The 13,496-nt window shown below is 42.0% G+C and carries 11 protein-coding genes; 6 read left to right on the top strand and 5 right to left on the bottom strand.

Annotation, left to right across the window (positions count from 1 at the left end):
- Nucleotides 1-85: 85 nt before the first annotated feature.
- Nucleotides 86-1,288, bottom strand: a complete 1,203-nt coding sequence (locus OQ5_RS20065; protein WP_016776052.1) for a M3 family metallopeptidase — start codon at nt 1,286-1,288, stop codon at nt 86-88.
- A 542-nt stretch (nt 1,289-1,830) separates the two neighbouring features.
- Between OQ5_RS20065 and OQ5_RS0102885 the strand changes: the two genes are divergently transcribed.
- Nucleotides 1,831-2,793 carry a hypothetical protein gene (locus OQ5_RS0102885; RefSeq protein WP_016776053.1) on the top strand — a complete coding sequence of 321 codons (963 nt, stop codon included), beginning with the start codon at nt 1,831-1,833 and terminating at the stop codon, nt 2,791-2,793.
- Between the two features lie 43 nt (nt 2,794-2,836).
- Complete coding sequence (locus OQ5_RS0102890) at nt 2,837-3,841, top strand: DUF6588 family protein (protein WP_044107387.1); 1,005 nt, start codon at nt 2,837-2,839, stop codon at nt 3,839-3,841.
- On the opposite strand, the gene OQ5_RS0102895 is transcribed toward OQ5_RS0102890, so the two are convergent.
- Nucleotides 3,828-4,343 (bottom strand): nitroreductase family protein, encoded by a 516-nt coding sequence (locus tag OQ5_RS0102895; protein WP_016776055.1) that lies wholly within the window; start codon nt 4,341-4,343, stop codon nt 3,828-3,830. The genes OQ5_RS0102890 and OQ5_RS0102895 overlap by 14 nt on opposite strands.
- A 286-nt stretch (nt 4,344-4,629) precedes the next feature.
- On the opposite strand from OQ5_RS0102895, the gene OQ5_RS0102900 reads away from it, so the two are divergent.
- The 3 genes from OQ5_RS0102900 to OQ5_RS0102910 all read left to right on the top strand — a co-directional run bounded on the left by OQ5_RS0102900 (nt 4,630) and on the right by OQ5_RS0102910 (nt 6,546).
- Nucleotides 4,630-5,322, top strand: a complete 693-nt coding sequence (locus OQ5_RS0102900) for a YdcF family protein (RefSeq protein ID WP_255297352.1) — start codon at nt 4,630-4,632, stop codon at nt 5,320-5,322.
- Between the two features lie 199 nt (nt 5,323-5,521).
- The gene (locus tag OQ5_RS20070; protein WP_016776057.1) at nt 5,522-5,725 is read left to right on the top strand and encodes a hypothetical protein; all 204 of its coding nucleotides are present in this window, start codon (nt 5,522-5,524) and stop codon (nt 5,723-5,725) included.
- Between the two features lie 29 nt (nt 5,726-5,754).
- Nucleotides 5,755-6,546 (top strand): GIN domain-containing protein, encoded by a 792-nt coding sequence (locus tag OQ5_RS0102910; protein WP_026055084.1) that lies wholly within the window; start codon nt 5,755-5,757, stop codon nt 6,544-6,546.
- Between the two features lie 49 nt (nt 6,547-6,595).
- Here OQ5_RS0102910 and OQ5_RS0102915 read toward each other — a convergent pair whose 3' ends face one another.
- Entirely contained in the window at nt 6,596-7,867 is a 1,272-nt protein-coding gene (locus OQ5_RS0102915; RefSeq protein WP_016776059.1) for a DASH family cryptochrome, read from the bottom strand.
- Between the two features lie 291 nt (nt 7,868-8,158).
- On the opposite strand from OQ5_RS0102915, the gene OQ5_RS0102920 reads away from it, so the two are divergent.
- Nucleotides 8,159-9,565: a radical SAM protein gene (locus OQ5_RS0102920; RefSeq protein ID WP_016776060.1), complete on the top strand. Its 1,407-nt coding sequence runs from the start codon at nt 8,159-8,161 to the stop codon at nt 9,563-9,565.
- On the opposite strand, the gene OQ5_RS0102925 is transcribed toward OQ5_RS0102920, so the two are convergent.
- Both OQ5_RS0102925 and OQ5_RS0102930 read right to left on the bottom strand, forming a co-directional pair.
- Nucleotides 9,559-10,122 (bottom strand): DJ-1 family glyoxalase III, encoded by a 564-nt coding sequence (locus OQ5_RS0102925; RefSeq protein ID WP_016776061.1) that lies wholly within the window; start codon nt 10,120-10,122, stop codon nt 9,559-9,561. The two genes, OQ5_RS0102920 and OQ5_RS0102925, sit on opposite strands and share 7 nt — an antisense overlap.
- Before the next feature lie 554 nt (nt 10,123-10,676).
- Complete coding sequence (locus tag OQ5_RS0102930) at nt 10,677-13,136, bottom strand: AMP-binding protein (RefSeq protein ID WP_016776062.1); 2,460 nt, start codon at nt 13,134-13,136, stop codon at nt 10,677-10,679.
- Between the last annotated feature and the right edge of the window lie 360 nt (nt 13,137-13,496).

Raw genomic sequence — 13,496 nt, forward strand, 5'->3', positions numbered from 1 at the left:
TTAAGAAGTCATCCAGGCTCCACCCTGCTTGCTTTCACGTGGGAAGAAATCCAGATAAAGAACAGCCAGGAAGCTGCCGTCGTTATCAAAAAACTTCGTATGCTTCCACATCCTTGTGATAAACCGGAATTTCTTTGTTTCTTTTATAGGTTAAACCATATAACTTACGGGTAAGATCGAATATGCCCTCCTTAACTTTCTCAAGCTGGAAGTAGGGTTTTGTCATTTCGTCGCTTATATCGAAACTTGCGGTTTTCAGTTTTTCGGAATAATAAGCAAAATCCCATCGTTGAAGTGAGTCATTAAAACCAAGTTTCCGGGCATATTCTTCGACTGCCTTCACATCCTTTTCGGCAAACGGGAGAGAAGCATCCAATAATTGCTGAAGAAACTGATTGACCCGTTCGGGGGATTTGGCCATTCGTTCCGACAAAACATACTCGGCGTGATTGGTATATCCCAGCAATCTGGCACGTTCCAGCCGAAGTGCAACGGTTTTTTTAATGATCTCGTTGTTATCTCTTTTGTTCCCTTTATTTCCCCGGGTGGTATAGGCCCTGAACATTTTTTCGCGTAGTTCGCGATTATCTGCGTATTTCATAAAAGGAAGGTAACTGGGGAATTGCAGTGTAAAGACCCATCCTTCCCGATTGTCTTGTTTTGCTCTTTGTGCCGCTGCTTCTATAACATCGGCGGGAAGTCCCGAAAGGTCTTTTTCATTGGTGATATGAAGTTTAAAATCATTGGTTTCGGCCAAAACATTTTCTCCAAACAGCAGGGATAACTTAGACAATTCTGCAGATATTTCGCGGTATCTCTCTTTGTCTTTTCCGCTGAGACGTGCACCGCGGCGTGTGAAGCCCTTGTAGGTATCTTCCAGAAGCTTATTTTGCTCCCCATTAAGTTCGGCCGAATCATAATAGTTTTCATAGACTGTGCTGACCCGTTCAAAGAGCTTTTCATTCAGCCAGATGTCGTTTGAGTATTCCGAAAGCATTGGCGATACTTCCCTGGCAATGCTTTGTATTTTTTCGTTGGTTTCGGCCGAATTCAGGTTGAAGAAAATACTGCTGATACGGTCGAGCAGCTTCCCCGACTTTTCCAGGGCTTCTATTGTGTTCTCAAAAGTTGGTGTTTCATTATTGTTGGTGATAGCGGCTATCTCACGCCTTCCTTCTTCCAGTGCCTTTTCGAAAGCCGGCATGAAATGTTCCTCCGAAATTTTGTCAAATGGTGCTGTCTGATGCGGTGTATTAAATGGTTGCAGTAACGGGTTGTTATTATTCATATTATTTTGGTTTTTACATGATATATGTGTTGCTGTAAATGCGATAAACAGCAGCAAAGTTAAAATGTTTGTTTTCATTCGTATAAAATTTATTTATTACGGTCGAATGGAATTCGCATGCAAGATTTGCCTGATCCAAAATGCAATTTTAAGGTTTTCTCCCGGTTTCAGGAAAGACAGATATCATCTTTTATTAATCGGGAGATGACAATAGATCGTTAGATTTTAAGATATAAGATATTAGATGATTTATAAAATCTTTATATACTGCATTTTAATAAATGAGTGCGGTCTAAAAAGTGTCTGTCCATAAAGTGCCATTTACTGTGTTACGCTCGTCCGAAAATTACTCATTTACGATAAGTAAACTCCGTATTTTCGGACTTCGCAAGCCTTGTAAATGACACCTTCTGAACAGACACATGAAAAGTAGGAAACTTTTACTACTTTATAGACACGCACTAAAAAGCATCTTTGTTGCCAAACTCTTTGTTGTTTTATACTTGACAATGAACTGTAGATAAGACTAATTTTCGAGGGCCATGAAAATGAACTTTATCTTTTGTGTTTTTGCTCTTTTTTTGCTTGGAGCGGGATATGCTTCGGGTCAGCAGGATTCTTTGTTTTTGCTGTCGGGGGATGATTTTCCTGCACGTTTTGAAAATGATATCAACAAGGCTTCCAAAAAGATTAGAAAGGGGAAGTCCTTGTTTGAAAAGGTGACCCGGCTAAACAGGGAACTGGAAGAACTCAGGAGGGTATTATCTGACAGACCGGTTCGTCTGGCTCAACTGGAAGAAAGGGTTTACCGGTTACAACTTAAAGCTTCTACTTATTTTGAAGATGCCAATAGAATTCAATTCCGGATTTTAAAAAAATATCTGAAACAAGTAGGGACGCCGGAAGCAATCAGAAATGTTAATACCGAAGTAAAGAAACAATTCAGGCGGAGCAACGTTTTACGGGAAAGAGCTAAAAAGGCAATACCCCTTGCCTCACCACTTGCATGGTTAGATGAAGCCTACAGCATTGAAGTTGATGCGTTACAGAATATGATTAGTCTTAACAACAATAATGAAGACCGTTTGCCCGAACCGGAGCAGGAAATGATTTCTGAGCAATTAACCGTTCAGCCTGAGCCGGATAAGATTGGGGCTATTAAACAGGCTGGAGAAATTAAGGCTTTTGTGAAACCGGATTCTGCCGATTACGTAGAACAACGCACGCGAACACCTCAAACACGGGATGTTTTTTTCTCGATTCAGTTTCTTGCCACCCGTAAACCGGTTACCGAAAATCAGGTTAAGAGTGTTTACAGCGGAGAGCTTCCGGTAACAGAAGTGAAAGAAGCGGGCTGGTACAAGTTTTCGGCCGGACGTTTTAACACTTTTGACGAGGCAGTAGCAGAAATGAAGCGGAGAAATATTTATGGTTTTGTCGTGGCTTTTAGTCGTGAACGAAGAATTAGCATAGGTGAGGCACGACGTTTGCTGGGAAATCGTTGACTTGAGAGAGAAGAGAATAATAAATTAACCAAATTTGAATCAGATGAAGACATTAAGAAAAAGTTTAGTGGTAATTTTTGCCTTAATGGTAAGTCATTCTGTCTTTTCGCAGGAACCATTGAGAGATTTTTTTCAGGCAGGAGAAGATAATGCCCGGATTTTGACAAAAGCCTATCTTCAGCCTTATGGTGAGATGCTGGGGACTTCACTTAATGCGGGGTGGTACAATACTGCAAAGGTGCACAAGTTTGGAGGATTTGATCTTACTTTTAGCGTGATGAATGCAGTTGCTCCCTCATCAGCCAAAACTTTTGATGTTAATAAGTTAGATTTATCAGGAGTAAATGTAAGCGGTGATGGAATTGCCCCGACAATTGCAGGAGAAATGGAATCAAGGCCATCTATATCGCCGGATGTTCAGGGGGGAGAGAGTGCTTCTTTTACGCTTCCTAATGGTTCGGGAAATGATAAATTGCCCATCCCTATGCTTCAAGGTGCTATCGGTTTACCATTCAATACTGAAGTTATGGCTCGTGTAGTCCCTAAAATGAACTTTGGTGATGCAGGGGAGGTTAGTGTACTTGGCTTTGGGATAAAACACAGCCTTAAAAATTATATTCCTTTTGTGAAGAGAGTTCCATTTTTACAAATGTCTGTATTGGCGGGGTATACAGACTTTAACAGTTCGTATGGTATCACCGACGGTGGAAACATGACAGTCGAAAATGGGGAATTGGGTATTTCTTCCGGCGCATTTACTTCCCGCCTTCTGTTAGGGGCCAATTTCCCGGTTGTGGCTCTTTATACCGGTTTTGGTTATGGGTCAACCAATAGTGACTTCGATGTAAAAGGAACTTATTCATTTACAAATGATAATGAACAGGAAGTTAGTATTGGCCCTGATCCTTTTACCCTCGGTTACAAAACCAGCGGATTTGATTTCAATGCAGGGGTCAGACTCCGTCTTGGATTCCTCGCCCTGCATGCCGATTATACGGTTGGTGACTATTCGGTACTGACCGCCGGTGTTGGCATCAATATCCGTTAAATTTTACCAGCTCAGAAAGAGATTTTCTCTTTTTGGGCGGCGATTCAACCTCTTCGGGACGACCAATGGGCAGCAAAACTGCCGGTTCAAGGTGTCCGGGGAGGTTGAGTGCTTTTGATACCTTTTCGGCATCGAAATTACAAACCCAGCAGGTTCCCAGACCAAGTTCTGCGGCACGAAGGGTCATGTGATCAGTGGCAATGGCCACGTCAATGTCGGCATGGTCTTTCCCGTCATTACCGCGTTTCCACGACGTTTTATGGTCCCCGCAAACAACAATCACCTGAGGGGCCGTGGCAAACCATTCTCTCGGATAGGCATGGTACAATTCTTTTAGTTTACCCTGTTCATTGACAACAATAAAAACAAAGGGTTGAAAGTTTACTGCTGTTGGTGCCATACGACCTGCATCCAGTACTTCATTCAGCAATTCTTCCGATATGGGCTCCGGTTTATACTTCCGCACAGAGTAACGGGCGTTGATTAGCGTTTTGAAATCCATAAACAATAAGTTAATGTGTTAATACGACAGGCAGAAGTTTGTCAGGCAGAAGGCAGTAGCCGGATAAACTTCGATTCGCCGTTTTTCTGCATTTAGATCATAAATCTTGCGACATAAAAACGCCTTGATTTTAACAAAAATATGCTTTTTATACCACACTCATGAATAAAACAGGCTAAATTTGTAAGTGGTCTTTTTTTGAACAATAAATTTTTGTGATGTTTTTATATTATCCAGGATATTAAATGTTTTCTTTTCGCCCTTAATTTGGGTCGTTATCTTGCTCATGGTTTCATTGCTGCTGAAAAACAGGATAAAGCGACATTTTTTTTATGCCGCATTCATTGTTTTACTTTTATTTTCTAACGGGGCCGTTTTTCATTTGGTTGCAGAATTATGGGAGGAACCACAGAAGATGGCCTCTCAACTTCATTCGAATTACCGGAAAGTTGTTGTTTTAGGCGGGATGGCATCGGAAAACAGCGTTAACGGGTTGCCGCGTTTTTCACAAAGTTCCGACCGTCTGTGGCAGGGTTTGTGGCTTTTAAAGACAGGTAAGGCCGATACATTGATACTTTCGGGCGGACGTGGTACACTGTTCGATAAACAAAAACCGGAAGGCGAATTGCTGAAAGACTATCTGGATGATATTGATGTGCTGAGTGACAAGATCATTATCGAGTCTTTATCCCGCAACACTTATGAAAATGCCGTGGAAACAGCAAAGATTTTTGACAACAGGGGTATGTCCAAAGAGATTATCCTCGTGAGTTCGGCTTTTCATATTCCCCGTGCCCGCGAATGTTTCGAAAATCAGGGGTTTACTGTTGATGTTTTTCCTGCTGATCCGCTTACCGGAGTCAGACCTTTGCAATGGAAGGATTTTATCATTCCATCTGCAGGTGTTATGGATCAATGGGGAGTGCTATTCAGAGAGTGGGCTGGTATTTTGATGTATGAGATAAATGGATATATTTGAGAGAAATAGATATAACAATAGATCGTGAGATTTTTAGATATAAGATGTAAGATGATTTTTACAACATTAATATACTGCATTTAAACAAATAAACCTTTTTAGATACAAACAATTGAATTACAATGTATTGCAAAATTTGACGGAGTATTGTGTAAGTGTTAATTGTCAACATATCACTATTCAAAAGAATGTTGTAATAATGAACGACTTTAACTATTTAAAAGGCGCGGTGGCCTGTCCGCTTTCCGGGCCGGCGGATGGCGGGAAGCCAAAATGGGCGACGTACATGGCCTTGCGAAATGGCCGGAAATTTTGGCTTTCGCGGAAAGCCAGGTTTAAGCGGACCAGACCTTTTTTGTTTTTTGTGGCAAGGCCGAAAAGGACATTTGAAATAGATTACTGACTTTTTCAGCAGCCTCTAATTATATAGTGATGAAAAGATATTTCAAACTCTTATTAATTGTTTCTCTATCTTCATGGTTGATCTCCTGTGATGAAATCTTCAATGTTGAAATTGTAGGGGATGGAAACCTGAAGACCGAGAGGCGCAGTACCGGGGTATTTACCGGTATTTTTCTGGATACGGATATTGAAGTGGTTATCAGTGAAGGCACCGCCAGGGAGTTGATAGTTGAAGCTGATTCCAATATATTACAATATGTATCCACAGAGATCAATAATGGCATTCTGGAAATAGGTGAGAAATCCAACTTTTCAATTGTTCCGAGGCATTCGGTTAAGGTTTTTGTGAAAGTTCCTTCCGGATTTTCAGAGATTGAGGTGATCAATGGCGGGGTTGTCAGGATTGACTCAATGCAAATCAGTCGGCTTGACGTGCGTGTTTACGGGGTTTCACAATTTATTACCGACAGTCTCAATTGTCTTGATTTTCATTTGTTGACGGAAGGGAGTACTTTGACAGAGATTACAGGCATATTTGAAAATCTTACCATTTACCAGAAAGGTTCAGGAAATACTTTATTGAAAGGAGAAGCGGATAACGGCGAGGTTGTGCTTGAAGGTTCAGGAAAGATAGATGCCGTTGATTTGTTAATGAAAGATGCCGATTTGCGTCTATACGGCTCCGGGCTTATCTTTTGCAGGGTTTCCGGGGTGTTGCGGACGTTGATTGAAGGAATGGGACGGATATATTACTACGGTATGCCCGGGGAACTCAGCAAAGATGTTTCGGGTGGAGGTTTGGTGCTTCCGGGTGAAAATTAAATGCATCCGCAGACAAATTTTTCGGGCGGCAAACATACAAAAAAAATCGTTAAAGCCATTTTTTCACAAAGCTTCCATCGGGATCAAACTTTTTGGCCTGTGTTGCCAGGTTAAACCGTCGATTAACCCTGCCGTCTGTTCCCCTTCCGCTTTGGTAGGCCCAGTTTCCGTAATTGCTGCATACATCATAATCGATAAGCGTTGATTCAAACCAGGCTGCTCCCCATTGCCAGTTGATTTTCATTTCTTTCGAAAGATAAAAACTAACCAGCATTCGTCCCCTGTTGCTCATATAACCTGTTTCGGCAATCTCGTGCATAAGGGCATCGATGAGGGGTTCACCGGTTTCTCCTTTTCTCCATTGTTCGAAACCATCAATATCGTTGTACATATCCGGTTCTGTCTTTCTTAGCCCTTTTGTAGTGAAGAGTTTCTTTCCATACCGGAGAAACAAATACCGGAAATAATCGCGCCATATAAGTTGGTCTGATAATGTACGGACGGGCTCCTCTTTATCCGGGAATTGTTTTTCCATACGTTGCAATTCAACAAAAACCGAACGTGGAGACAGAGCCCCGTTGGCAAGCCAGGGGCTAACCTGACTGCTGAAGTCAGGCCCCTCAAACTTGTTGCGGGTATTGTTATAATGAAAAGGCCCGCCTGCCTCGAAATATTCTTTCATTCTTTTCAAACCGGCGGTCTCTCCACCTCTGAAAACGGAATGTGTTTTAGCCCCTGCCCATTCTGTATAATCAAAAGGGAGCAATTGTTTCGGAATATCACCCGACCAGCCATTTTTAATTTGCCGTATGGTTTTCACCGGTTCCGGCATGAAGGGTTCCTGCAGGACTTTGTTTTTGAATCTCGTAAAATAGAAAGGTGTTTTTTCCGGAGGGAAACTTACCTGGTCGGGTTGATACAATATGCTTCCCCACACAAGTTCCAGGTTTGTTTTGGCTTTTAGTTCTTCTTCCATCCTGATTTCTTCAAATGCATATTCTTTCTGCGCTATAATTTTTTCGGCATCGAAAAACCGAAAGAGCCGGGAAAGAATATTAACCGGGTTTCCACTGAAAACGAGAAGGTGATTGCCTGCTCTTTCAACCGACATATTCAGGTCTGCCAGGGATTCAGCCATAAACGTTTTTCGATGCAATCCTGTGCGTGGAAAGTTCAGTTCGCATGGGTCTTTGTACCACAAATCATCAAAAATAAAGACAGGAATAACAGGTAATTGTGATTTTATTGCATGCAGGAGGGCTGGATTATCGTGAAGACGAAGATCGTTTCTAAACCAATATATTACAGGTTTTTTGGACATTTTGTTTAATTTTTAGCACCTTATCATTAAACGTTTAAACGAATGATGAGTTCACTACAACTGTGTTGTTTTTTTGTGACGAAACGAACATGACAAGTGTAACACAGCAAATGGTACTTTATGGAAAGACACTAATTATCAGATATCTGCAAAAGTTTAAAGGAGTATTTCAAAATAATATTTAGCCAATACTGCCCGGATAAAAAAATGAAGTAAATTTGCCTGCTTTTTTGACGATGGTCAAAGTTTAAAGCCCAATTTAACTTATACTTTTTCTTAGTTCTGGTATTGATGGAAGGATTATTGCGTCATCGTAACCGGATGGTTGAGCACAACCGTCTGGAGTATGGAATCAACTATGATGACATCAACTGGATAAATTACAGCAAGGCACTGACTCTGGAGCAAAAACGAGATGCGTTATTGTCTGGCCTGAAAGGACTTGCAACATTTGGCTATAAAGGGACCAAAACCGACATCTTTAATCTTTCCCCCGGATGCAGGCTATGCGCCGAAGGTCAATGGAGTTGCCTGTTTATTAATGGCAGATGTAATTGCAATTGTTTTTATTGTCCTGCCCCACAGAATGATATAGGCTTGCCCGTTACTCAAACTTTAAAGTTTGATGATCCCGGGGAATATGCAGATTACATTCAGCGGTTTGGCTTTAAGGGAGTCAGTTTTAGCGGGGGAGAGCCTTTTATCACCTTCGATAAAATGGTGAATTTTTTGAAAGTGCTGCGAAAACGCTTTGGAGATGACTTGTATATCTGGGCCTATACCAACGGGACTTTGGTTTCGGAAGATAAGCTTGAACAGCTGGCCCTTGAAGGCCTGAATGAGTTACGCTTCGACATAGGCGCTACGCATTACGATTTACGTTTTGTCAGAAAAGCATTGGGTATCATTCCGGCGGTTACAGTTGAGATACCGGCCGTTCCCGACGAAAAAGACCGGATTATTAAAAGTCTTGAACAACTCTATAGTGAAGGCCTGGCTTTTTCCAATCTTCATCAATTGCGCATGACGCCATATAATCGTCAGAAACTTACCGGGAGGGGCTATGTTGTTGCTCATGGAAAGCGAGCCACATTACCCGAAAGCGAAATAGCTGCACTTGAGATTCTTTATTATTTCCGAAGTCGGAAGATTAATCTGCCGGTAAATTATTGTTCTTACGTGTATAAAGACAGGTTTCAGAAATCGGGTTTGAGACATAAACTGGCGCCCGAAACAGTTAGGCCGTGGGAAGATATTACAGAGAATGGTTACATTCGGAATTTGTCGGTTGACCTGAATAAATTCCCAAATGTAACAGAAAAGCTTATTGATAATTTTGAGAAGGAAGGTACTTCTTATTTTTATGATAAAGAGCTGAAACGCTTTTTTATAAAGCTTTGCGATATTGATAAAGTGCCGGGGAATCTGCCTGTTGAACTGGGCTATCGTGACGTAAGAATAAGGGAAGATTTAGGAGAAATACCCGACTTTGAATCGCTGGTAATTGGTTCTTCACGAAAGATGTTTGTAGAAACCGCTTTTGTCATCAATGATATGGAAATAGAACCTTTGATGAGAGGCTTTTTGAAAAGAATAGCAGCCGGTGTGGCCCGACCGGAAGAGTGGCAGGCCACAGAAAAGCTGCATTGGATTGCTCATTACGAGCAGATTGAAGAGGGTCTTGCAGATTATTATTGATCGGCCGGTGTGGGAACCACCATCCCCTCCCTGAGCTCGGACGCTTTATTGGCTCCGTAAAGGTTTGAAATAATTTCAAGGGAAAATTCCATGGCTGCACCGATGCCCCGCCCGGTAATAATATGACCGTCGGTAATGGCCGGCGCCGGATAATGGTGAGCCCCTTTTAAATGATGCTCAAAGCCGGGGAAGCAAGTGGCTTTTCTATCTTTAAGGAATCCCAGTTCGCCGATAATCATGGGAGCTGCACAAATGGCTGCTATCCATTTCTTTTGGTCGTAATACGTTTTCAGAAGGTCTGCAAGTTTTGAATGGGATTGAAGATTTTTGGCCCCTGGCATGCCTCCCGGAAGAATGAGAATATCCTTTTCATCGATGGGTTTGCCTTCAAAAACCCGGTCGCACACAATGGTAAGACCATGTGCTCCTGTAACGCTTTTGTCTTCGGTCACCGATATTAATTCTACTTCTGCTCCGGCACGGTTAAGAACGTCGGCCGGTGTCAGTGCTTCTATCTCTTCGAATCCGGGTGCAATAAATATGGCTGCTTTTTTCATAATATAAAATTTTATCTAAATTATTGGTCTTATGGAACTCGTCCCGAGTTAGAAAGACTCATTTTTTAATTGAGGTTGAGGTTGAGGTTAAGGTTAAGAATTCACCATAGATATCACAAATTTACACAGATTTTTTCTATGACCAATTAGGTTGAGGTTAAGGTTGAGGTTAAGGCTGAGGCTAAGGTTGAGGCTAAGGCTGAGGTTGAGAGACTAAGAATTCACCGCAGAGAATCAGGCAGAAGGCAGAAGTGATAAACTTTTGAATGACAGGAAGACCCCTTTTGTCATTCTGAGGAGGTACGACGAAGAATCACTTCAATTACCAATTGCCAATGAACCAATTGACTAATTGACCAATTGACTAATTGACGAATTGACCAATGACGAATTCTTACAAGGCAAGCGGCAGAGCTGAGCGAACCAGCAACCAGCAACCAGTCACCAGCAACCAGCAACCAGTCACCAGCAACCAGCAACAAATACGAATGAAACGGGTCACGATTATTCCCCTATAAATCGAGGCAGGCAGGGATTCATTTCAATAAACCGGGTTAAGCAGGTTCACTCAATTTATATTGAATCTGGTTTTTTACTTTCATGGTCAGATCGTCATAACTGTCGTTATGCGGGTAAACAGGTTCAAGAAACTCAATGTCTATTTTTTTAAAGGGTTTCGGGAACAGACTTCCTTTTGGAAGTGCTTTGTGTGCCCCCTGAATGGTAACAGGGACGACAGGAATATTCAACTCCCGGCTGAGGATGGCAAACGTTTTTTTGAATTGTCCCAGTTTACCTGTCTTGCTGCGTGTTCCTTCCGGGAAGATGATGAGATTTCTTTTGCGTTTCAGGACTTCCGCCATTTTCTGGATGGAAGACTTAAGGTCTTTGTTCAGGTCCATGATAATGATGTTGTTCCTGTTGGCCAGGAATTTCAACCATGGTTTCCTTACATGCTTTTCCTTGGCATAAAAATAGGTTTTTCTGATTTGGTGGGTTTTTAGATATGAAGCGACGAAAAGCCCGTCGAAAAAGCTTTGATGGTTGGGAGCGATGATGCATGGGCCGTCGGGAATATTTTTCATTCCTTTGGCTCTGAATCGGAAGTATAGATGAAAGAAGAGGCGCGAAACTCTCACCATGAAGCTTCCGGTTGCCCATGTTTTTGGAAGCTGAAAATGAACTTTTTCCCTTAGGATGTCTTTCCAGTTTATTTTGTGTTCTTCAATTCTTGTTTTTACTTCACGGACATGTTCGGCCAGCAAATGGATATTGTTGAACCGGATCATCTCCGCGGGGTCTAATTTAACTCCGAAGGTTTGGTCAAGATAGGTTTCAAATCCTACTTTATCCAGGGAATCGAGTCCCAAATCCATTTCCAGATGATGATGCGGCAGAACGGCCCGTCCCTTCTCTTTGGTTAGGTAATCTGCAATCATCCGGTATTCATCGAAATCGGGATTTAGCCTTAGTTCATCTTCCGTATCGTTGTATTGAGCAAAAGCTTCCAGCTTGAATCGTTGCAGTTTTGACAGTCGTGTCCGGGGCAATTCCTGGTCTGTCAGGTAGAAATGCATAATTTTTTTATATGAAGATACATTCCGGTTAAAATGATCGATAACTTCCCAACGGATGATTTCCTCAATGTTTTTATCTTCTTCGGAAGAGTAATTAATTGCACTTTTCTCCGGGACGATAACAGCCTGAAGCATGTCATCTTTGAAAAAGACGCCGCATTCGCGAACCAGCGGCGACTCTTCAATCTTTTGTTCCAGTTCTGCGGGATTAACATTTTTACCGTTCGAAAGTATGATGATTTCTTTCTTCCTTCCTGTGATATACAGGTAACCTTCTTTTGAAAGATGGCCGAGATCACCTGTGTGAAGCCGTCCGTTTTTTAAAACCTGAGCCGTCTCTTCGGGTCGATTGTAGTAGCCTTGCATGACCTGACGCCCGGTGGCCGTAATTTCCCCATCAATGATTTCAATTTTGGTACCCGGCAGGGATTCTCCCGGGGAACCAATTTTTACACGACCCGGACGTGTAAAGGTAATCATCGGCGCTGATTCGGTCATCCCGTAACCTTCCAGCACTTCAAAGCCGAGAACCTGAAAGTCACGCGCCACTTCGGGGTCCAGGGCAGCACCTCCGGAGACAAGATACGTAAGAGCACCGCCCATTTTTTTGTGAACCGTTTTAAACACAGTTTTGGAAAAGCCCTTGCTGTTCAGTTTTTCTGCTATTGCAAACAAGGTCCTTGCCGGCAAGCTGGCGTTTATTTTTTCTTTTATTCCTTTACGAATGACGGCATACAAACGCGGAACCCCGATAAGAATGGTAATCTTGTTTTTTTGGAGGGTTTTGATAATATCTTCAGAAGACATGGAAGGACTGATGGCAATGCTTCCGCCCGAGTAAAGAGGGATAACCATTGTGCCCATTAATGGAAAGATATGGTGAAGCGGCAGCAAAACCAGTGTTCTGCTTTCGGAAGTGTAGATTTTTATTTTATGTACCACACCTTCAATATTGGCCAAAAGGTTATCGTAAGAGAGCATGACACCCTTCGGGCTCCCTGTCGTTCCTGAAGTGTAGATTAAAACCGCCGTGTCAGAGACATCCGGTTGTGGAAAGTTATTCTCCGGCGATTGAATACCATCTGATAATACAAAGTCTTCAGCAATAAATATTTTCGGGGTTATACCAGCTGCTTTCACAGCTTTTTGAAGCGTTTCCACATTGTTTTTTGAAGTAAAGATCACTTCCGGTCGGCAATCTTCCAGAATAAACGCCACTTCACCGGAAGTAGCCAGATGGTCAACAGGGACCGCAATTCCACCGTTTTTCCATATCGAATAGAAAGAGTATATCCATTCGGGCCTGTTTTCCATAAACACAGCAGCTCTGTCTCCATGGTTCAGGGAGTATAACTTTGCAATCGTTTCAATTACACCAATCAGACGGCCATAGCTGATTTTTTCATCACCGAAGGTAATGGCCGTTTTATTGCCCATGTTTTTTAGCATATTGTTCAATCAAAAAAATGAAGCCGCAAAATTAGACTTTTGCGGCTGAAATTACCAATAAAAGTCTTCTCCAGGCCTATTCATAAATTTCCTGTTATAATGTTCACAATACTCCGTTAAGCTCTTGCAGATGTCTGATAATTAGTGCCTGTCTGTAAAGTAGGAATAATTTCCTACTTATCATGTGTTTGTTCATAAAGTGTCATTTACAAGGCTTGCGAAGTCCGAAAATACGGAGTTTACTTATCGTAAATGAGTAATTTTCGGACGAGCGTAACACAGTAAATGGTACTTTATGGACAGACACTAATTAGAGCTCGTCTATAAACTCGCAAAAAATTTTTACTA

It is taken from the genome of Anaerophaga thermohalophila str. Valhall (genome assembly GCF_000250735.1).
Lineage (GTDB): Bacteria > Bacteroidota > Bacteroidia > Bacteroidales > Marinilabiliaceae > Anaerophaga > Anaerophaga thermohalophila_A.

Excerpts from the sequence above, each read along its gene's own strand:
- OQ5_RS20065 (WP_016776052.1), bottom strand. The coding sequence starts at position 1,288 with ATGAATAATAACAACCCGTTACTGCAACCATTTAATACACCGCATCAG.
- OQ5_RS0102885 (WP_016776053.1), top strand. The coding sequence starts at position 1,831 with ATGAAAATGAACTTTATCTTTTGTGTTTTTGCTCTTTTTTTGCTTGGA.
- OQ5_RS0102890 (WP_044107387.1), top strand. The coding sequence starts at position 2,837 with ATGAAGACATTAAGAAAAAGTTTAGTGGTAATTTTTGCCTTAATGGTA.
- OQ5_RS0102895 (WP_016776055.1), bottom strand. The coding sequence starts at position 4,343 with ATGGATTTCAAAACGCTAATCAACGCCCGTTACTCTGTGCGGAAGTAT.
- OQ5_RS0102900 (WP_255297352.1), top strand. The coding sequence starts at position 4,630 with ATGGTTTCATTGCTGCTGAAAAACAGGATAAAGCGACATTTTTTTTAT.
- OQ5_RS20070 (WP_016776057.1), top strand. The coding sequence starts at position 5,522 with ATGAACGACTTTAACTATTTAAAAGGCGCGGTGGCCTGTCCGCTTTCC.
- OQ5_RS0102910 (WP_026055084.1), top strand. The coding sequence starts at position 5,755 with ATGAAAAGATATTTCAAACTCTTATTAATTGTTTCTCTATCTTCATGG.
- OQ5_RS0102915 (WP_016776059.1), bottom strand. The coding sequence starts at position 7,867 with ATGTCCAAAAAACCTGTAATATATTGGTTTAGAAACGATCTTCGTCTT.
- OQ5_RS0102920 (WP_016776060.1), top strand. The coding sequence starts at position 8,159 with ATGGAAGGATTATTGCGTCATCGTAACCGGATGGTTGAGCACAACCGT.
- OQ5_RS0102925 (WP_016776061.1), bottom strand. The coding sequence starts at position 10,122 with ATGAAAAAAGCAGCCATATTTATTGCACCCGGATTCGAAGAGATAGAA.
- OQ5_RS0102930 (WP_016776062.1), bottom strand. The coding sequence starts at position 13,136 with ATGGGCAATAAAACGGCCATTACCTTCGGTGATGAAAAAATCAGCTAT.